General features: G+C 63.4%; 19 protein-coding genes and 1 tRNA gene. 1 reads left to right on the top strand and 19 read right to left on the bottom strand.

From position 1 onward, the window contains the following. Positions 1-17 precede the first annotated feature (17 nt). Positions 18-102: transfer RNA gene (locus tag AC30QB_RS20320), tRNA-Leu, on the top strand. A gap of 152 nt (positions 103-254) precedes the next feature. On the opposite strand, the gene AC30QB_RS20325 is transcribed toward AC30QB_RS20320, so the two are convergent. The 19 genes from AC30QB_RS20325 to scpB form a co-directional block, all read right to left on the bottom strand. Further along, entirely contained in the window at positions 255-776 is a 522-nt protein-coding gene (locus AC30QB_RS20325) for a phosphoribosyltransferase (protein ID WP_489548090.1), read from the bottom strand. A gap of 18 nt (positions 777-794) precedes the next feature. Next, complete coding sequence (locus tag AC30QB_RS20330) at positions 795-2,126, bottom strand: adenylosuccinate synthase (protein ID WP_489548091.1); 1,332 nt, start codon at positions 2,124-2,126, stop codon at positions 795-797. A 38-nt stretch (positions 2,127-2,164) separates the two neighbouring features. Next, positions 2,165-3,328, bottom strand: coding sequence for an ATP phosphoribosyltransferase regulatory subunit (locus tag AC30QB_RS20335; protein WP_489548092.1), 1,164 nt, complete (start codon positions 3,326-3,328; stop codon positions 2,165-2,167). A gap of 62 nt (positions 3,329-3,390) precedes the next feature. Then, positions 3,391-3,579: a DUF2065 domain-containing protein gene (locus AC30QB_RS20340; RefSeq protein ID WP_489548093.1), complete on the bottom strand. Its 189-nt coding sequence runs from the start codon at positions 3,577-3,579 to the stop codon at positions 3,391-3,393. Positions 3,580-3,587: 8 nt separating this feature from the next. After that, positions 3,588-4,487 (bottom strand): protease modulator HflC, encoded by a 900-nt coding sequence (gene hflC / locus AC30QB_RS20345; RefSeq protein WP_489548094.1) that lies wholly within the window; start codon positions 4,485-4,487, stop codon positions 3,588-3,590. Between the two features lie 21 nt (positions 4,488-4,508). Then, positions 4,509-5,927 (bottom strand): FtsH protease activity modulator HflK, encoded by a 1,419-nt coding sequence (gene hflK, locus AC30QB_RS20350; protein WP_489548095.1) that lies wholly within the window; start codon positions 5,925-5,927, stop codon positions 4,509-4,511. Continuing rightward, positions 5,890-7,104, bottom strand: coding sequence for a GTPase HflX (gene hflX, locus AC30QB_RS20355; protein WP_489548118.1), 1,215 nt, complete (start codon positions 7,102-7,104; stop codon positions 5,890-5,892). The genes hflK and hflX overlap by 38 nt, the downstream gene beginning before the upstream one ends. 61 nt (positions 7,105-7,165) lie before the next feature. Next, positions 7,166-7,408 (bottom strand): RNA chaperone Hfq, encoded by a 243-nt coding sequence (gene hfq, locus AC30QB_RS20360; RefSeq protein WP_047496328.1) that lies wholly within the window; start codon positions 7,406-7,408, stop codon positions 7,166-7,168. A gap of 83 nt (positions 7,409-7,491) precedes the next feature. Next, positions 7,492-8,823: a ribosome biogenesis GTPase Der gene (gene der / locus AC30QB_RS20365; RefSeq protein WP_489548096.1), complete on the bottom strand. Its 1,332-nt coding sequence runs from the start codon at positions 8,821-8,823 to the stop codon at positions 7,492-7,494. A 25-nt stretch (positions 8,824-8,848) separates the two neighbouring features. Then, positions 8,849-9,979 carry an outer membrane protein assembly factor BamB gene (bamB, locus tag AC30QB_RS20370; protein ID WP_489548097.1) on the bottom strand — a complete coding sequence of 377 codons (1,131 nt, stop codon included), beginning with the start codon at positions 9,977-9,979 and terminating at the stop codon, positions 8,849-8,851. Then, positions 9,976-10,662, bottom strand: coding sequence for a YfgM family protein (locus tag AC30QB_RS20375; protein ID WP_489548098.1), 687 nt, complete (start codon positions 10,660-10,662; stop codon positions 9,976-9,978). Before AC30QB_RS20375 ends, bamB begins: the two co-directional genes overlap by 4 nt. A gap of 29 nt (positions 10,663-10,691) precedes the next feature. After that, positions 10,692-12,014: a histidine--tRNA ligase gene (hisS, locus tag AC30QB_RS20380; protein ID WP_489548099.1), complete on the bottom strand. Its 1,323-nt coding sequence runs from the start codon at positions 12,012-12,014 to the stop codon at positions 10,692-10,694. A 72-nt stretch (positions 12,015-12,086) separates the two neighbouring features. Beyond that, on the bottom strand, positions 12,087-13,385 hold the full coding sequence (gene ispG, locus AC30QB_RS20385; RefSeq protein ID WP_489548100.1) for a flavodoxin-dependent (E)-4-hydroxy-3-methylbut-2-enyl-diphosphate synthase: 1,299 nt from the start codon (positions 13,383-13,385) through the stop codon (positions 12,087-12,089). Positions 13,386-13,390: 5 nt separating this feature from the next. Next, the gene (locus tag AC30QB_RS20390) at positions 13,391-14,272 is read right to left on the bottom strand and encodes a RodZ domain-containing protein (protein WP_489548101.1); all 882 of its coding nucleotides are present in this window, start codon (positions 14,270-14,272) and stop codon (positions 13,391-13,393) included. Further along, positions 14,265-15,077, bottom strand: coding sequence for a type IV pilus biogenesis/stability protein PilW (pilW, locus tag AC30QB_RS20395; RefSeq protein WP_489548102.1), 813 nt, complete (start codon positions 15,075-15,077; stop codon positions 14,265-14,267). The genes AC30QB_RS20390 and pilW overlap by 8 nt, the downstream gene beginning before the upstream one ends. Continuing rightward, positions 15,074-16,225, bottom strand: coding sequence for a dual-specificity RNA methyltransferase RlmN (gene rlmN, locus AC30QB_RS20400; RefSeq protein ID WP_489548103.1), 1,152 nt, complete (start codon positions 16,223-16,225; stop codon positions 15,074-15,076). The genes pilW and rlmN overlap by 4 nt, the downstream gene beginning before the upstream one ends. Before the next feature lie 71 nt (positions 16,226-16,296). Continuing rightward, on the bottom strand, positions 16,297-16,722 hold the full coding sequence (gene ndk, locus AC30QB_RS20405; protein ID WP_489548104.1) for a nucleoside-diphosphate kinase: 426 nt from the start codon (positions 16,720-16,722) through the stop codon (positions 16,297-16,299). Positions 16,723-16,809: 87 nt separating this feature from the next. Beyond that, positions 16,810-18,831 carry a pseudouridine synthase gene (locus AC30QB_RS20410; RefSeq protein ID WP_489548105.1) on the bottom strand — a complete coding sequence of 674 codons (2,022 nt, stop codon included), beginning with the start codon at positions 18,829-18,831 and terminating at the stop codon, positions 16,810-16,812. Then, positions 18,828-19,586 (bottom strand): SMC-Scp complex subunit ScpB, encoded by a 759-nt coding sequence (gene scpB, locus AC30QB_RS20415; RefSeq protein WP_489548106.1) that lies wholly within the window; start codon positions 19,584-19,586, stop codon positions 18,828-18,830. Before scpB ends, AC30QB_RS20410 begins: the two co-directional genes overlap by 4 nt. Between the last annotated feature and the right edge of the window lie 57 nt (positions 19,587-19,643).

A 19,643-nucleotide genomic window follows, 5' to 3' on the forward strand; every position in this document is an offset into this window, starting at 1 on the left:
CCAAGACTTCCTGAAATGCCCAGGTGGCGGAATTGGTAGACGCACTAGTTTCAGGTACTAGCGGGTAACTCCGTGGAGGTTCGAGTCCTCTCCTGGGCACCAAGACAGAGATAAAAACAGAAGGCCTGCACGCAAGTGCGGGCCTTTTTGTTTGGTGGTTGGTTTAATGGGTTGATCGGGTTTTTGATCGCAGTGAAGCTGCGGGCGACGGCGTTCATCGCACACATTATTCTTAGGTTTGCGCAGGTTTACCGTCAAATCGCAAACTTCTTTGCCAGGCCTTCGGGCCTCAGCTCGTCGTACTCTTCAAAGGGCTGATGAATCCAGGGGCTCGTGGGCAAGAGCTCGACGTAATAGTCGGGCGTGTAGCTCGAAACACCTTTGGTCCAGATCACCGCTGAGCGCAGCTCGCTGATCGACGGCATGCTGCGCAAGCGGTCAACCACGGCACGCAGGGTCACCCCTGAGTCTGCCAAATCGTCGACCAGCAGCACGCGGCCGGCCAACTCGCCTTTCGGCAGGGTGATGTACTTGGCCATGTCGAGCCGGCCCTGGATGGTGCCAGCCTCCGCACGATACGAGCTCGTGGACATGATGCCGAGCGGCTTGTCGAATACACGAGAGAGCACGTCACCCGGGCGCATGCCGCCGCGTGCCAGGCACAGGATCTGGTCGAACGCCCAGCCTGACGCATCGATCTTCAGCGCCAACCGCTCAATGAGCAGGTGGTATTCGTCCCAGGAGACGTAAAGATGTTTGCCGTCATCGGTCAGCATGCAAAAGCTCCTTGAGCGTCAGGCTTGATAGGGGTGGCGCAGCAGAATGGTGTGCTCGCGATCGGGGCCGGTCGACACCATGTCGATGGGCGCGCCGATGAACTCTTGTACGCGCTCCAGGTAACGGCGGGCGTTCAGCGGAAGCTTGTCCCACTGCGTGATGCCAGCCGTCTTTTCCGCCCAGCCCGGGAAGCTGTCATAGATGGGCACGCAGGCCTCGATGTCGTCGGCGTCCAGCGGCAAGATGTCGACGCGTTTGCCGTTGAGCTCGTAGCCAACGCACACCTTGATCTCAGGCAAGCCGTCGAGCACATCAAGTTTGGTGATGCACAGGCCGGAAATGCCATTGATGATGATCGATCGCTTCAGCAGCGCGGCGTCGAGCCAACCACAGCGGCGCGGCCGCCCAGTCACGGTTCCGCGCTCCTGGCCCACGGTCGACAGATGGTGGCCCACGGTGCCGGGGGTGTCCATGTCAAGCTCTGTCGGGAACGGGCCGCTGCCTACGCGTGTGGTGTAGGCCTTGGTGATGCCCAAGATGTAGTGCAAGAAATCAGGCCCCACCCCAGCGCCCGCAGAGGCATTGCCCGCCACGCAGTTGCTGGACGTCACGTACGGGTAGGTGCCGTGATCGATGTCGAGCAACGTGCCTTGCGCACCCTCGAACAAGATGTTGGCGCCCTGCTGATGCGCGGTGTACAGCGTGTAGCCCACATCGGCCAGCATGGGCTTGAGCTGCTCGGCCACCGACATGGCGTGGTCGTAGATCGGCTGGAATTCCAGCGGCTTGGACTTGAGGTAACCGCTCAGCGCGAAGTTGTGCAGCTCCAGCAGCTCGCTCAGCTTCTTTGCGAAGCGCTCAGGATGCTTGAGGTCTTGAGCGCGCATCGCACGTCGCGCCACCTTGTCTTCATAGGCCGGGCCTATGCCCTTGCCCGTGGTACCGATCTTGCCGGCGCCGCTGGTCTCGCGCAGCGCCTCGCGCGCCTTGTCGACCTCCACGTGAAACGGCAAGATCAAGGGGCAGGATTCGCTGATGAACAAGCGCGAGCGCACCTCGACACCAATGGCCTCCAAGCGCTCTATCTCGCTCAGCAAGTGGCTGGGGTCGACCACCACGCCATTGCCGATGTAGCAGGCCACGCCCTCGCGCATGATGCCCGAGGGGATCAGCTGCAGCGCCGTCTTCACACCTTTTATGACGAGCGTATGGCCGGCATTGTGGCCGCCCTGAAAACGCACGACCGCTTGGGCGTGGTCGGTCAACCAGTCGACGACCTTGCCCTTGCCTTCGTCACCCCATTGGGTGCCCACCACGACCACGTTGTGGCCGCTGCGCTTTTGTTGCATTGCTGAATGTCCGTTACTTTGAAAATTGAAGGTCAGCGTCAGAGCGCCCGCACGAGCCACTGCCCGCTCGCCAAAGCCAGCTCGCGGTCGCAGGTAAATTCTTCGCCCTCATGCTCGTGCCCCGGCAAGATGCACACCACCGACTCGCCCTGCTCGCGCAAGCGGCGAACCGCAGCACGCAGGCCGGCGTCTTCGCCCCAGGGTGCCCGAATCGCCGGGCGCATGGTGCGTGATGGCGTCAACAGCATCAATTGCTTCAAATCCATGCTGAAACCAGCGGCCGGGCGGTTGCGACCAAACACAGCGCCGACCTCGTCGTAGCGACCACCTCGCACGACAGCATCGCTAGAGCCAGCTGCATAGACCGCGAACCTGGCACCGCTGTAATACGCATAACCCGTCAGGTCGGCCAGATCAAAACCGATGCGAACCTCGGGGTAAGCTTGCCGCAGGTGCTGAGCCAGCCAAGCGAGGTCATCCAGCGCCGCACTAACCAAAGGATGCGCGGGCAGCTGATGGCGGGCTGCCGCTAGCACGTCTTCGCCGCCATAAAGACGCAGCAAGGCTCGCAGGCCTTCTTTTGCCGGTGCAGGGAAAGCGGACGAATGCACTTCCATCGCAGCTTGATCCTTGGCAGCGAGGGCGGCGTACACGAGATCAAGGGTCAATGCGTCGAGCGACAAGCCGGCCAGCAGCCCGCGCACGATGCGGGCGTCTCCCATGTCCAGCGCAAGCTCCGAAACGCCCGCGCGCTGCAGGCTGTCCAGTGCCAGCTCCTGTACTTCCAGGTCGGCCTCTAGGCCGGCGTGCCCATAAATTTCGGCGCCGAACTGCAGCGGCTCGCGCGTGCCGTGTAGGCCGTCCGGCCGGGTGTGCAGCACAGGGCCGCAGTAGCAAAGACGGGTCACGCCGCTGCGGTTGAGCAGATGGGCATCGATGCGCGCCACCTGTGACGTTGTATCAGCTCGAACACCCAGCGTACGGCCGCTCAGCTGGTCGACCAGCTTAAAAGTCTTGAGGTCGAGCTCACGCCCAGTGCCCGACAGCAGGGAGTCAAGATGCTCGAGCAAAGGCGGCATGACCAGCTCAAAACCGTAACCCCGAGCCCCGTCAAGCAGATCGCGACGGAGTTCTTCGATGCGCCTGGCCTGGGCAGGCAGGACATCGGCAATGTGCTCGGGCAGCAGCCAAGCAGACGACATGTGAAATGACCGGGGGATTAAAAAAGAGATTGTACCGGCCGACGTTGCGCCGGCAGTCAGGGCTACGGCCAGAACAGCAGCAAAGCCGCCAGGCCGGCAATCATGCTGCTCAGCCCGATGAAGCGGATCTGCCCGTCACTGAGCTGGATGGCTCGCTCGAAGAGCTTCCGCCATGCCACTGGGCTGAAAAAAGGCAACACACCTTCGATCACCAGCATCAGCGCAAGTGCGCTCCACAACAGGTCGTACATTGCAGGCGTTACTCACCCTTCTTCTTGGAGCCGGAACTGCCACCGGTCTCGCCACGCATGGCCCGGAAGAACTCGCTCGACGGGTCGACCACGATCACATCGGACTTGCTCTGGAAGGTGGTGCGATAAGCCTCCAGACTGCGGTAGAACTTGGCGAACTGCGGATCGCGACCAAACGCATCGGCGTACAGAGCCGACGCCTTGGCATCGCCGTCACCCTTGATGGCCTGCGCATCACGGTAGGCGTCGGCCAGGATCACATCGCGCTGCCGCTCGGCGTCGGCGCGGATTTTTTCAGCTTCGGCGAAGCCCGTGGAGCGCAGCTGGTTGGCCACGCGCTTGCGCTCGGACTCCATTCGCCCGTAGACCGAGCTGGTGATGTTGGCCGAAAAATCAACACGCTTGATGCGAACGTCGATGACCTCGATGCCGAACGCCTTGGCTTCGTCGGCGAGGCGGGTGCGCACCCCCTGCATTACGTTGTCGCGGTCCGTCGATAACATTTCCTGCACAGTGCGCTTGGTCACTTCTTCATTGAAAGCGCCCTGCACAATCGGGCTCAGCCGCGCTTCCACATTGCGCATGTCGGTGCCGTTATTGCGAATGAACTGGCGCGGGTCGGTCACGCGCCACTTCACCAGCCAGTCAATCACCAGGCTCTTCTTCTCGGCCGTAAAGATGGGTCGGGTTTCCGGGCTGTCTAGAGTCTGCACACGGCGGTCAAGAAAGACCACGTTTTGCAGTGGCTGCGGTTGCTTGAATTTCAGGCCGGGCTCGGAGATTACTTCTTTGATTTCACCCAGCGCGTAGATCACCGCAAACTGCCGCTGATCGACGATGAACAGCGTGGAGTACAGCAGCATCAGCGCCACCACAGCAGCAATGGCGATTGGTCCGATTCGATTCATGATTTTTTCTTCCCTGCAATTTCAGCGCGCGTCGCGATCACGACTGCGCTGTCCGTCGCGCAGGCGGTTGTCGGCGTTGCCCGCACCTGCAGAGCCACTTTCGGGCGCTGGCGTCGGTGGAACCGGCACGGCAGCCGCACCCGACTGCTGAATGAGTTTGTCGAGCGGCAGGTACAGCAGGTTCGAGTTGTTCCGGCTGTCGACCATGACCTTGCTCACGCTCGAGTAGATCTGCTGCATGGTGTCGATGTAGATGCGATCGCGCGTGACAGCAGGGGCCTTCTGGTATTCCGCAAACACCCGGTTGAAACGCTGCGCATCGCCTTCAGCCCGCGCAACCACCCGGGCCTTGTAGGCTTCCGCTTCCTCGTGCAGGCGAGCAGCACTGCCTTTCGCCTTCGGGATCACTTCATTGGCGTATGCCTGGCCTTCATTCTTGGCCTTTTCGCGATCAGCGGTTGCGCGGAAAGCATCATCAAATGCAGCCTGCACCTGCTCGGGCGCCTGCACGCTGCCCACGTTGACATTGACGATCAAGATGCCGGTGTTAAGACGATCCAGCTGCGCCTGCACAGACTTTATGAGCTGGATGGAGATCGCGTCGCGCTGCTCGTAAAGGACCGAATCCATCTCACTCTTGCCCACGATCTCGCGCACTGCCGACTCGGCAGCCTGCACAACGGCGTCGTCGGGGTTCTTGTTCTCGTAAAGATAGTCACGGGCACCACAGTTATGGGAAGCCGGTGCCGATGCAGGGCCTGACGCCGCAGCCACACCAGGAGGGCAGTTTTTCAGCCGGTACTGCACCGTAAAACGGATGTCGACGATGTTCTCGTCTTTCGTCAGCATCGACGACTCGCGCAACCCGGTGGCTTGCACCACCGCATTGCGGCCCACTTCGACAGAGCGCAACTGCGTCACGCCCACCACTTCCTTGGCCTGGAAGGGGTACGGGAAGTGCCAGTTAAAGCCGGCATCAACCGTGCGCGTGTATTTACCGAACGAGGTGACAACGGCTTGCTGGCCTTCCTGCACGATGTAGAAGCCGCTGGCAGCCCAGACCAGAACGATCACACCGGCAATCAAACTGACGCCGATGCCTGCGTTTTTCATGTCGGGCTGAAAATTGGAGCCGCCGTTGCCGCCAGAACCATTTGAGCGTTGACCACCCTTGCCCCCGAAGAGACCGCTGAGCTTACGGTTGAAATCGCGCCAAAGTTCGTCGAGGTCAGGAGGCCCATCACCCCGACCGCCGCTGTTGAGTATCAGCGTGCCATCGCGACCCGTCAGGCGGCGATGAACTGCAGCACCCAGGCCGCCGATCAATGCCCAGATCGCAAGGGCCACATCAGCAGCCCGATCTGGCAAGCCGGCGAAGGAGGAGGAAGCGCTTGTGTTCATATCAGGTGTGTCTGCTGTGCGCCGAGTCGAGAGGTTCATCGTTGGGGTCTTCCGGCGAGGCTAGAGGTTGGGTCAACTCTTCAGAGTTCAAGTCGGGCGTGAGCGTGCCAGCCACTGCGGCCGACAACAATCGCCGCAGCTCGACGAGCCCGGTGCCGTGTAGCGCACTCACGAACACGCGAGGAACTCGCACGCCTGCATCGAGCTCCAGCACATCGCTCTCCACCCGAGGGCGTTGCGATTCGGCAAGATTATCGAGCTTGTTGTAAACCAGAATTTGCGGAATGCTGTCGGCGCCGATGTCACGCAACACCCGCTGAACTTCTGCCACCTGCTCATCCAGCACCGGGCTTGCGGCGTCTATCACGTGAAGCAGCAAATCGGCATCGGCCGCCTCCTGCAGCGTAGCTTCGAAAGCCTCGACCAGCTTGTGCGGCAGATCCCGAATGAAGCCCACGGTATCCGACAGAGAGACTGCACGCCCGACATCTTCGAGGTAGAGCTGGCGTGTGGTGGTGTCGAGCGTGGCAAACAGCTGGTCGGCCGCATAGGCGCGCGACTTGACCAGCCCGTTGAACAAGGTCGACTTGCCCGCGTTGGTGTAGCCGACCAGCGAAACACGGAAGGTGCCGCTGCGCTCGCGCGACTTGCGTTGCGTGCCGCGCTGACGCTTGACGCGCACGAGGCGCTCTTTCACCGTCTTGATGCGCTCGCCGATCATGCGGCGATCAAGCTCGATCTGAGCCTCGCCCGGGCCGCCCCGGTTGCCGATGCCGCCGCGCTGGCGCCCCAGGTGGCTCCAGCGGCGCACGAGGCGGGTGGACAGGTATTGCAAACGGGCAAGCTCGACCTGCAACTTGCCTTCAGCACTTTGCGCGCGGGCGGCAAAGATCTCGAGAATCAGCATGGTGCGGTCGGCCACGGCCACACCGAGATGCTTCTCCAGATTGCGCTGCTGCGCGGGAGACAAGGCCTGGTCGAAGAGTACCGCTTCGGCCTGGTGACCCAGCACCAGCGCCTTGATTTCGTCGGCTTTACCGGAGCCCACGAAGAGCGCAGGGTCAGGTGCCTTGCGCCTTGCTATCACACGCGCGACGGGGATGTCGCCCGCTGACTCGGCCAGCAAGGCCAACTCGTCCAGCGTGGCGTCGAAATGGAATTTACCCCCGAAATCGACGCCCACGAGTATGGCGCGAGGGAGAGCGCCCGCCACCAAGGCGGCGGTGGGTGCCGTTGCAGTCAAGGGAGGTACCGCCTCGGCCGGGGCCGCTGTGCGCTCAGGTCTGCTCCGGGGTCTCGGCGGCGTGGAAGTTCACCGCGCGACCCGGCACCACGGTGGAAATGGCGTGCTTGTAAACCATCTGCGTCACGGTGTTGCGTAGCAGTACCACGTACTGATCGAAAGACTCGATGTGGCCCTGCAGTTTGATGCCGTTCACAAGGTAGATCGACACCGGAACGTGCTCCTTGCGAAGCAGGTTCAGAAATGGGTCTTGTAGAAGCTGCCCTTTGTTGCTCACGATATGCTCCGTGATGGAAAGTGAATGAGGCTGGCACGTTAACACAGGCCTATGCAGCGACGCCGCAAGAACTGGCAATGCACCTAGTCTTTATCGGCGAAGGGGTTCTTCGAAGATCGCATCTCGATGCGCAGGGGTGTGCCGACCAGCTTGAAGTGCTCGCGAAAGCGCGCTTCCAGGAAGCGCTTGTAGACGTCGGTGACGTGCTCCAGCGAATTTCCGTGGATCACGATCAAGGGTGGGTTCATGCCGCCTTGGTGCGCATAACGCATCTTCGGGCGAAAGGCGCCAGCGCGCTTCGGGGTCTGGAACTCCACCGCCTCTTGCAGCAAGCGCGTCAGCACCGGGGTGCTCATCTTGCGATGGGCCGAAGCGTGGGCATCGGCTATCGCTTGCCACACCGGGCCCATGCCCTGGCGCTTGAGCGCCGAGATGCGCAGCACCGGTGCAAATTTCAGGAAGGCCAACCGCTGGGCGATGGATCGCTCCAGGGTTTCGCGCTGGTAGTCGTCGATGGCATCCCACTTGTTGACGGCCAGCACCACGGCACGCCCGCTTTCCAGGATGTAGCCGGCGATGTGAGCGTCTTGCTCGGACACACCCTGCGTGGCGTCGAGCAGCAGCAGCACCACGTCGGCACTGCCGATCGCCTGCAGCGTCTTGACCACCGAAAACTTCTCTATCGCTTCGAAGACCTTGCCCTTGCGTCGCAGCCCCGCCGTGTCGATCAACTCAAACTTTTGGCCATGGCGCTCGAACGGCACGGTGATGGCATCGCGGGTTGTGCCCGGCATGTCGAATGCCACCAGGCGCTCTTCGCCCAACCAGGTGTTGATGAGAGTCGACTTGCCCACGTTGGGTCGGCCGGCGACAGCCAAGCGTATGGGGGCGTTTTCTTGCACTTCCTCGGGCTCGGCATCGGGCTCGAAACCTTCCAGCACGGCATCGAGCAGGCTGCGTATGCCCTGCCCGTGGGCCGACGAGATCGGATGCGGATCGCCCATACCCAACTCGTACAACTCGCCCAACAAGGGCGAATCGACCATGCCCTCGGCCTTGTTGGCCGCCAGGAAAACCTTCTTGTTGGCCGTGCGCAGATAGCGCGCAATGTCATGGTCTTGCGCCGACACACCAGCGCGGATGTCGAGCACGAAGATTACGGCGTCAGCCTCCGCCACAGCCTGGCGTGTTTGCTTGGCCATTTCCTTGACGATGCCGGTGGTGCTGTCAGGTTCGAACCCCCCGGTGTCGATGACGATGTACTCGCGGTCAGCCAGGCGGCCATCGCCATAGTGGCGATCACGGGTGAGCCCGGCGAAGTCGGCCACGATGGCATCGCGGCTTTTTGTCATGCGGTTGAACAGGGTGGACTTGCCCACATTGGGGCGGCCCACCACCGCGATCACGGGCTTCATGACGCGGGCTTCATGCTGCGAGACATCATTCGGGGCGGAAGCCGAAGAGACCGCCGTCGCGTGTCACCACCAGCAAGGTCAGCCCCGATGCCGCCGGCGTGACCTTGATGGCTGTGCCATCAGTGGGCAGGCGCAAGACGGCTTCGCCGGTGTCGCGTGCAAACCAGTGCACCATTCCTTCGATGTCACCCACCACGAAAGCTTTGCCCACCACCAGAGGGGCGGTCAAGTTTCGGTAGAGCAGCTTCTCAACCGTCCAGGCCACGCCGCCATCGGCGAAACGCCAGGCGTGGATGCGATCGGACGCGTCCGTGCCCACCACCATCTGCTCATCTGCGCCGACACCCGTGACGCCGCCCGCGTTGCGCGTCCAGACTGTGTTGCCGCGCTCCGCATTGATACACGCCACCGCGGACTGGAACGCGCGCGTGCACAACACGTCACCCACACGGGCCACTGGGGCCACCAGGTCGGCGAGACGTTCGACCTCATTGGTGCCGCGTGGGGACGCTGCCGTGGCCTCCCAGCGCAGAGTGCCGCGCAAGGGGTCGAGACCGGCCATCTTCGGCCCTTGCCCCACGAGCAAGGTGTCCTTGAACGGTGCGAGCACGCCGGGGCTGGCCAGGGTCAGTGCGTCGTTGGGTCGCTGATACGACCAGAGCTTGCGGCCATCGAGTGCATCGTAGGCAAATACGGTGCGGTCAACCGCCAGCACGAACACGCGCTCACCAGCCACCAGGGGCGCCGTGACGACACGTGAAGGCAACGGTTGGCGCCACAACACCTTGCCGGCATTCAGCGTAACGAGTTCGTTCTCGCGGGTCACCACGCTGGCGAAGCGGCCGTCGCTGCCCACGCCCGCGCTCAGCTTCTCGCCCACGTTGACGCGCCAGAGTTCTTGGCCGGTCTCGGCTTGAAGGGCCATCACTTGACCGTCGTCGTCGGCCACGGTGAAGGTCGTGCCATTCACCGCCACGGCGAGCGGGAAGCGCACCGTGCCCATGCTCTGCTTCCAGACTTGGCGGCCGGTGACTTGGGCCGTGAGCGGCTCGAGCGGGGTCGGATCGGGCTTGGGCGTGCCCGCACAGCCGATTAGCACCATGCCCATCAGGGCGGCCAAGGCGCGACCATGCACTCCGATCAGCCCTCCCCTCATTTGCCGGCTCCGGCGCTGGCTGCGGCCTTGGCCGGCTCAACGCCAGGTGCGGCGCCGAGGGCCATCAGTTTCGACTCGACCATGCGGCGATATTCGAGCGACTCGTCCATGCCCTTGAAGGCCTGCTCGTAGGCTGCCTTGGCATCGTCTTTCTTGCCCTGTGCCATCAGCACGTCGCCGCGGCGGTCAGAGACCAGGGCTGCGAACTCCTTGGCGCTGGCACCATCGAGCTGCTTGAGGGCATCGTCGTATTTTTTGTCGTCGAGCAGCAGCCCTGCGAGCCGCAAGCGGGCCACGGTGCGGTACTCGTTTTCAGTGGCGTTTTCGCTGGCCCAGGCCAGGGTTGTTCGGGCCGCCTCGGCCTGGCCCTTCTCAAACTGAATCTTCGCGGCCAGCATCGCACCCTGCTGGGTGTAGCCCGTGCGCGGGAAGCGCTCTTTCAGGTCAGAGAAAACGCGCGCGGTCTTTTCCACATCGCCTGCCTGGGCTGCCTTGTCGAGCTCGTCATACAGGGCGCCGGCCTTGACGGTTTGCTCATGCTGCCAGTTGTTCCATACGGTCCAACCCGCGAAACCGGCCAGCGCCAGGATCAAGACCCAGGTGATGAGGTTGCCGTATTGCTTCCAGAAGGCTTTCAGCTGATCGAGCTGTTCTTGTTCTTCGAGGTCGAGGTGAGTGGCCATGGCGTGAGAGCTTTGAAACGAATCAGGGATTATGCGTTGAGCAGTTCGGCGGCCCACTCGGCCACCTGGGCCAGCGGCAGGCTGCGCTGCGGGACGCTGGTGTCGCGCAATGACTTGAGCGCCACTTCGCCGCGCGCAATCTCGTCGTCACCAAAGATCAAAGCGAACGCGGCGCCACTGGCATCGGCCCGCTTGAACTGCGACTTCATGCTGCCACCGCCGGCGTGCATCAGCACCGACACACCCGCTTGGCGAAGTGCCTCCAGCGCCACCATCGCGCGCGGCAGGGCCTGGGCCGAAAGCACGATGGCATAGGCACGCGGTGCGCTTCCAGGCACCGGGAGGGCGAGCTCTTGCAGCAGCAAAAGAAGCCGCTCAATGCCCAACCCAAAACCGACTGCGGGCGTCGGCTTTCCGCCCAGTTGTTCGAACAGGCCGTCGTAGCGCCCGCCTCCGCACACGGTGCCTTGCGAGCCAAGCTGGTCGGTCACCCACTCGAACACGGTGAGGTTGTAGTAGTCCATGCCGCGCACCAAGCGCGTGTTGACGCGATAGGCCAGCCCCGCAGCATCGAGGATCGCCTTCACCGCATTGAAGTGCGAGAGAGAAGCCTCACCAAGGAAGTCCATCAACTTGGGAGCGGATTCAACCACCGAATGCATCGCCGGGTTCTTGCTGTCCAGAATGCGCAGCGGGTTGCTGTGCAGGCGCCGCTGGGCGTCTTCGTCGAGCGCAGCGGCATGCTGCTCGAAGTGCCGGATCAGTGCTTCACGGTGAGCACGCCGCTCGTCGGCCTGGCCCAGGCTGTTGATCTCGAGCCGCACATGGTTGCCTTCGACCAGACCAAGCGCACGCCAGAGGCTGCGCACCAGCAGGATCATCTCGGCGTCTACATCGGGGCCGGCAAAGCCCAGCGCTTCCACGTCGAGTTGATGGAACTGGCGGTAGCGCCCTTTCTGTGGGCGCTCGTGGCGAAACATCGCCCCCATGGTCCACAGCCGCAGTGGGCCGTTGTAGAGCGCGTTGTGCTCGACCATCGCGCGCACGATGCCAGCGGTGGCCTCGGGCCGCAGCGTGAGCTTGTCGCCGTTCATCGCATCGGTGAACGAGTACATCTCTTTCTCGACGATGTCGGTCACCTCGCCCAAGCCGCGCACGAAGAGCGCGGTCGGCTCGACGATGGGTGTGAGCAGGTATTGATAGCCGTAGCGCGAGAGCACATCCCGCACGGTGGTGTCGAACCATGCCCACAGGGCGGAGTCGGGGAGCTTATCCTTGCGCGGCACCGAGGCCGGCAAGATGTCGTTCATGCCCTTGACGGCCTGCAGGGCGGTGTTGTTTTTGTCAGCCATGTGAATGAGAGATGCTGTGTATCAGGCGCCATCGTGGGCGACGGCGGGTACGGCCGGGAGCGCCGGCGCTGCTCAGGCCGACGCGGTCGAATGTTCGGCTGTGGCCGCGCCGTAGCGCTTTTCGATGTAGTTCTCTACCAGCGCCTGAAACTCTTGTGCAATGGCCGGGCCGCGCAGCGTGAGCGCCTTTTCGCCATCAATGAACACGGGCGCCGCCGGCGCTTCGCCATTGCCAGGCAGGCTGATGCCGATGTCGGCGTGCTTGCTTTCGCCAGGGCCGTTGACGATGCAACCCATCACGGCCACCTTCATTTTCTCGACGCCCGGATAACGCGCACGCCACACCGGCATCTGAGCGCGCAGGTAGTCGTCGATCGACTTGGCCATCTCCTGGAATGTAGTGCTGGTGGTGCGACCACACCCCGGGCAAGCCGTGACACTCGGGTTGAATGCGCGCAGGCCCAGCGACTGAAGAATCTCGAGCGCCACGACCACCTCTTGCGTGCGGGCCTCACCCGGTTGCGGCGTAAGCGACACGCGAATGGTGTCGCCTATGCCTTCTTGCAGCAACAGCGCAAGCGCCGCGGTTGAAGCGACCGTGCCTTTGGTGCCCATGCCAGCTTCGGTGAGGCCGAGGTGCAAGGCGTAGTCGCAGCGCTTGGCCAGCGCGCGGTACACCGACACCAGATCTTGCACGCCCGACATCTTGCAAGACAGCACGATCTGGTCGGCGCGCAGACCGATCTCTTCGGCGCGGCGCGCCGATTCGATGGCCGAGGTGATGATGGCGCGGTACATGATTTGCTGCGGCTCGAACGGCTCGGCAAGCTTGCCGTTGTCGTCCATCATCTGGGCGAGCAGTTCTTGGTCAAGGCTGCCCCAGTTCACGCCGATGCGGACCACCTTGTTGTACTTAGCGGCCACTTCCACCATCTGCGCAAACTGGCGGTCGCGCTTGTCGCCCTTGCCCACGTTGCCAGGGTTGATGCGGTACTTAGACAATGCCTCGGCGCAGGCCGGGAAGTCGCTCAGCAGCCGGTGGCCGTTGTAGTGAAAGTCGCCGACCAACGGCACGTCTATGCCCATGCGGTCGAGCTGCTCGCGTATGTACGGAACCGCGGCGGCAGCTTCTGGCGTGTTAACCGTGATGCGAACAAGCTCAGAACCGGCCACAGCCAGCTCTTTCACCTGGATGGCCGTTTCGATCACTTCGACGGTGTCGGTGTTGGTCATCGACTGCACCCGCACCGGCGCGTTGCCGCCCAGGGTGACGACGCGCGAACCCCAACGCACATGAGCTTGGCGCGAGTGGCGCTGGCGAGGCGCAGCAGGTTCGATGAAATCGTCGAGGGCGTGGTGAGCGGAAGTCATGACAATCACCTGAGTTCGAGCTTGGCTACGTTGTCGCGGGTGGGTGAGAGGTCGACGGGCCTACCCTTGAACGACACCTGGGTGGCCGACGCGTTGCCGATTCTCACCCTCAGGGGCGATGCCCCGTCGAGGCCCACGGTTTCTCCGGGCTGCAGCATGCGCGAGATGAGCGACGCGCCGCGGCCGTCGATCACCTCCACCCACGACTCGGCGGTGGTGCGCAGCAGCAAGATACCTGAAACGGCCGCGGGAGCAGCAATTGCCAACGACGCAGCAGGTGGCGCCACCGATGAAGACACTTGCGAGGCCGGCGCCGAGGCAGACGCGGGAACTGACGGCACCGTCTCGATCACGGTGGATGAAGCCGGTACCACTGTCGGCTCGGGCGCAATTGCTCCGGGAGGTGTGGCCACATTTGGTTCAACGGCCGCAGTAACCCGTTGCGTGATCTCGCTGATCCAACCCGCCGGCAGCAAGTAGAGCAACGCGCTGGCCGCCAGCAACGCAGCGGCACCCAGCACAACGGGGTTGCTCATGAACTGCAGGTCGCTCGGCTCACGCCGGCCCGGGCGGTCGCGGAACGGCGCATTCAAGCCCAGGTTCATATGCGACAGGCTCTGCCCCGCCGGCTGCGGCAGCAAGGCCAGCACCGGAGCCGCGTCAATCTTCAGCGAGCGGCAGATCGTTTGCGCCAGCGCCCGCGTGAACGTAGCGCCGGGAAGCTCGTCGAAGCGGTCAGCTTCAAGCAATTCGAGCTTGCGCGGCGCCACCTTGATCGAAGTGGCCAGGGCCGCAATGTGCAGCCCCTTGGCCATACGGGCCTGGCGCAGCAGCCCTCCGGCGGTGACAGCAGTGGCTGAGGGCTCGCCGAGTGGCATGTCACTCATCGAACTGCCCCCGATCAAATGCCGACGATTCGCGGGACTGTGGGAAACGGTTGCGCAATTGGAGGCCGAACTCGTTGGCGGCTTGACGGTTGCCGAGCTTCATCTCGATGCGGGCGGCAAGCCACAGTGTCTGAGCGTTGGACTGGTTGGCAACCGAGTTGACGCGGCGAATATAAAAACGTGCGCGCTCGGGCTCACCGCGTCGCAGCAGCACTTCAGACAGGTTCACAGCCGTAGCGGGGTTGGACGGGTCGCGCTCGTAAGTCTTGACGAGCGTGGCTTCGGCCTCGGCCCATTTGCCCGCGCGCGCCTGACACACCCCGGTGGTCAGCATGGTGCGGCTGGTTCCGAGGTATTGCGGCAGCGCAATGGCCTGCCGGAACAACGCTTCCGCTTCGTTGTATAGCTTCCGCTGGCACAGGTACCAACCGTAGTTGTGCATGCTGTCGCCATCGCTGGGGTTGATTTGCAAGGCACGCTTGAAGCTCTCTTGCGCCAGCACGTCGTCACCCAGGCCGGCATAGATAAGCCCACGCAGGTTGTAAGCCTCGCCCAGGTTAGGGTTCACCACCAAAGCCTGCTTGACCTCGTCGAGCGCCGTGGTCAGCTGCCCGCGGCTGAAATACGCGCTCGCGAGTTCCATGCGCACGTTGGCGCGCCTGCCGGCGTCAGTCTGGTCGGACTCGGTGACACGGTCTTTGGTGTCACCGTTGGACGGTGGTGGCAGGGCACAGCCCGCCAACAAAGAGAAGAAGAGCACCCAGCAAGCGGTGGCCACCCACGAACAACTGCGTCCCAAGGTCATGAATGCTTCTCCGGCGGGGTCGAGGCGGTGGTTTCAGGGGTCTTGCGGTGAATGTGGATTGGGGAGCGCGTCATGCGCATGGCCACGTTGGTTCGGTCTTGCACTTCGCCGGCGAGTTGGCCGCAGGCTGCGGCAATGTCTTCGCCGCGGGTCTTGCGCACGGTGGTGACCACGCCGGCTTCTTGCAGCACGCGCGCGAAGGCAGTCACCTGTTCACGCGGCGATCGCTTGAGCCCGGATTCCGGGAACGGGTTGAACGGGATCAGGTTGAACTTGCAGGAAATGCGCTGGCTTAGTCGTACCAGCGCCTGGGCATGCTGAGGGGTGTCGTTCACGCCGTCGAGCATGCAGTACTCGAACGTGATGAAGTCGCGCGGCGCCTTGTCGAGGTAGCGCTCGCAGGCTTGCAGCAATTCGGCTATGGGGTATTTGCGGTTGAGCGGCACCAGGTCATCGCGCAGCGCGTCATCAGGCGCGTGCAAAGACACGGCCAAGGCGACCGGGCAGTCGTCGCGCAGGCGGTCGATCATGGGCACCACGCCTGAGGTAGACACCGTCACGCGGCGGCGCGAGAGTCCGTAGCCGTGGTCGTCGAGCATCACGCGCAAGGCCGGTACCAGGGCCGAGTAGTTCTGCAGCGGTTCGCCCATGCCCATCATCACGACATTGGTGATGGCGCGCTCGCCGGGGGCAAGCTTCAGGCGCTGGCGCAGGTGGTGCTCAGCAAACCAAAGTTGGGCCACGATCTCACCGGTGGTGAGATTGCGGCTGAAGCCTTGATGGCCTGTGGAGCAAAAACGGCAACCAACCGCACAACCCGCTTGAGACGAGACACACAGCGTGCCGCGATCGTCCTCGGGAATGAACACGGTTTCCACCGCATCGCCACCGCCCACGTCGAACAGCCACTTGATGGTGCCGTCGGCAGAGGCCTGCTCGCTGAGCAGGGCCAGCGGCTGCACCACGGCCACGCCGGCGAGCTTGTCGCGCAGTGATTTGGCCAGGTCAGACATGGCCGAGAAATCGGCCGCGCCTTTTTGGTGGATCCAGCGGTACAGCTGGGTGGCGCGGAAGCGCTTTTCCCCTAGCTGCTCGCAAAACGCAGCCAATCCGTCGAGGTCGAAATCGAGCAGGTTGGCCGGGGTCATGGGTGGGTTCCTTGCGCTGCGCGTCTGAGCAAGGCCTCGGCGAGGCGCAAGGCGGTTGCCTGGCTCAGGCGTTAGCGGCTGTAGACGTTCATGGCTGGGAAGAAGAATGCCACTTCCTGAGCCGCCGTTTCGGGAGCGTCAGAGCCGTGCACGGCGTTGGCGTCGATGCTGTCAGCGAAGTCGGCACGAATGGTGCCTTTTTCGGCCTTCTTCGGGTCGGTTGCGCCCATCAGGTCGCGGTTCTTGCCGATGGCGCCTTCGCCTTGCAGCACCGTGATCACCACCGGCCCCGAGATCATGAAGTCAACCAGGTCCTTGAAGAACGGGCGGGCCTTGTGCACAGCGTAGAAGGCCTCAGCCTCGCCGCGCGACAAGTGCGCCATGCGCGAGGCCACGATCTTCAGGCCAGCGCCTTCGAAGCGGGCGTAGATCTGGCCGATCACATTCTTTGCGACCGCGTCTGGTTTGATGATGGAAAGCGTACGTTCGATCGCCATAATTTTTCTCCTGAATCAAGCACTTGGCAAAGCCTTGGATTCTAACGCCCCAAGGTGGGTTCCTTCGTGTCTAGCCAACATGCCGCATCAACGGCCGCGTCGGCCACCCCCACCGCCGCCACCGAAACCTCCTCCACCGCCCCCGCCCCCACCGCCGCCAAATCCACCCCCACCTCCGCCGCGGCTGCCTCCCCGGCCACCGCCGCCACCGCCACGGTTGCCCTTGTTGCGGAAGGCATCGGCGCCGATGTAGCCGACCGAGGTCTGCAATGGATCGGGCTCACGCGGCCCGCCACCCTTCTTGCCACCGCCACCGCCACCGCCGCCGCCCTGGTGGCGCGGTGGTGCGCTGCCGCCCGCACCAAAACCGCCGCCGCCTCGGCCGAAGCCAGCGCCGCCTACCGGGCCGCGCGAGTTGCCCTGCACGAATCGCTTGTCGAAGGTCTGTTCCAGGGGATTGGGAATCTTGCTCGGGTCGAAATCGAGGTCTTCGTCATCGCGATCGCGGTCGAAATCGCCTTGCGTTGTGTCGCGCGCCTGCGCTGGCATCGGGTTCGGCCCGCCTGCGGGGCGCGGGCCCTGCCGTGGGCCGCGGTCATTGCCGCGCCCACCTCGGTCATTGCGGTCGTTACGCGGCTGATTGCCCCGGTTTCCGCGGTCGTTGTTGCCACGGTCATTGTTGCCACGTTCGTCGCTGTTGCGATCGTTGTTGGCACGTGGCTCCCCGCCACCGCTGGCAAGCCGGCGAATCGTGCGCACGTCGTTTTCTTCAAGGTCGACCCACACGCCGCGCTTGAGGCCGCGTGGCAGCACCACCGTGCCGTAGCGAATGCGGATGAGGCGGCTGACCGTCAGGCTCACCGCGTCGAAGAGCTTGCGCACCTCGCGGTTGCGGCCTTCGGTAATGACCACGCGATACCAGTGATTGGCGCCTTCACCGCCGCCGTCTTCAATCGACTTGAAGCTGGCAGTCTGGCCTTCGACATTCACGCCATTCAGCAGCTCATCTTTGTCTTCCTGGCTCAGCTTGCCCAGCACGCGCACGGCGTACTCGCGCTCCACGCCGAAGCGCGGGTGCATCAGCTGGTTGGCCAGCTCACCCGAGGTGGTGAACAGGAGCAAACCTTCGGTGTTCAGGTCGAGGCGACCCACCGATTGCCACTTGCCCTGTTGCAGGCGCGGCAAGCGGCGAAACACCGTCGGCCGGTTTTCGGGGTCGTCATGCGTGACCACCTCGCCCACAGGCTTGTGGTACGCAATGATGCGCGGGGGCGGCGGCACGATGCGCACGCGCACCGGCTTGCCGTTGACCTTGATCTGGTCGCCAAACGAAATGCGCTGGCCCACGTGGGCCGGCTCATCGTTGACGGTGACGTGACCGTCTTCGATCAACTGCTCCATGTCGCGGCGCGAGCCTATGCCCGATTGCGCCAGCACCTTGTGCAGCTTGGGGGCATCGGGCTCGGCTGCGAGCACGCGCTTGTGTTCCGGCGCTTCCTCGGTAGCTTCTTCTTCGGAAGCGGGTGCTTCGACGTCGAAGTCACCCGACAGCACCTGAGCGAACAGCTCACCGGCTTGCGCGGCTGCAGCTTGCGCAGGAGCGACGCCATCGGCGCCCGGTGCGCCACCGCCTTCACGTTCTTCGCCACGCGGCCTGTCCTTACGGCCGCGGCGGCGGTTTCTGGAAGAGCGAGGGCGGTCTTCAGAACCTGCAGCACCTTCTTCACCCTGAGCCGCATCACCCGCCGCAGAACCCGATTCAGTGTCGGCACGGGGTTCTTGCGACGAAGTCTGCTCCGCTGGCCCTTCGGTCACAGCCGGGCGAGCGACGATGGTTTCAACCTGCACCAACGGCTCAGGTGCACTGCTGTCGACGGCACCCTCCACCGCCTTAGGGGTCACGCGGCGCTTGCGCGCTGGTTTGGCAGGGGACTCTTCCAAAGCTTGCGATGCTTCCGACGCCCCGGCAACTGGCGACGCCGCTTCCCCGTCGGCAAGCGCCTCGGCCTTTGGCGCACGGCGGCGTCGCGCGGGCTTGGCCTCGGCCTGCGGAGCGTCTGCTGGTGAGGCGCTGAGATCGGCAGGGGTGTCGTTGTCGGGTTGATTCATGCTTCGGGGTCCATCGGGGCGGCGTCGGCCGCAGGCTCAGGGGGAGAAAGGGGGTCTTCAGCGGAGGGCTGAGCGTGTTGTTCAAGGGGCGCAGGGTCTTCGGATGTCGCGTCTTCGGCTGGCGTGCTCTCATCCAGAGGTACAGGAGCAGAGTCAGAGTCCAGCCCTAACGCCGCCTGTGCGGGCTCTTCGAGCAGGGAGGGTTGATCAGAAAGCGCTTCGGTCATTGCGGCCCCACCCAGCGAAGAACCGTCCAGTACAGGCAACTGCTCCAGGCTTGCCAAGCCGAGGTCGTCAAGGAATTGCTTGGTGGTGGCGAAGAGCGCCGGCCGGCCGGGTGCCTCGCGGTAGCCGATGGCTTCAATCCAGCCGCGGTCTTCGAGCTGTTTGACGATTTGAGCGCTGACCATGACACCGCGGATGTCTTCTATGTCACCCCGGGTTACGGGCTGGCGGTAGGCAATGATGGCCAGGGTTTCCATCACGGCCCGCGAGTACTTGGGCGGTTTCTCGGGGTTGAGCCGGTCGAGGTAGTCGCGCATCTCGGGCCGGCTCTGGAAACGCCACCCCGTCGACAAAGCCACAAGCTCCACGCCGCGGCCATCCCAGTCACGCATCAGCTCGTCGAGCAGAGAGCGCAGGCTGTCGGGGCCGAGCTCGTCGGCGAAGAGCGTGCGCATGTCCCTCAATGGCAGGGGCTGCTGCGCGCAGATGAGCGCTGTCTCCAAGACGCGCTTGGCATCCAGTGTGTTCATAGACTTCGTCTACATCCTCAGTCGGGACAACCAGAGTGCTCTCTGGGATCGGGGCTC

The organism is Rhizobacter sp., assembly GCF_046595475.1.
Classification (GTDB): domain Bacteria; phylum Pseudomonadota; class Gammaproteobacteria; order Burkholderiales; family Burkholderiaceae_C; genus Rhizobacter.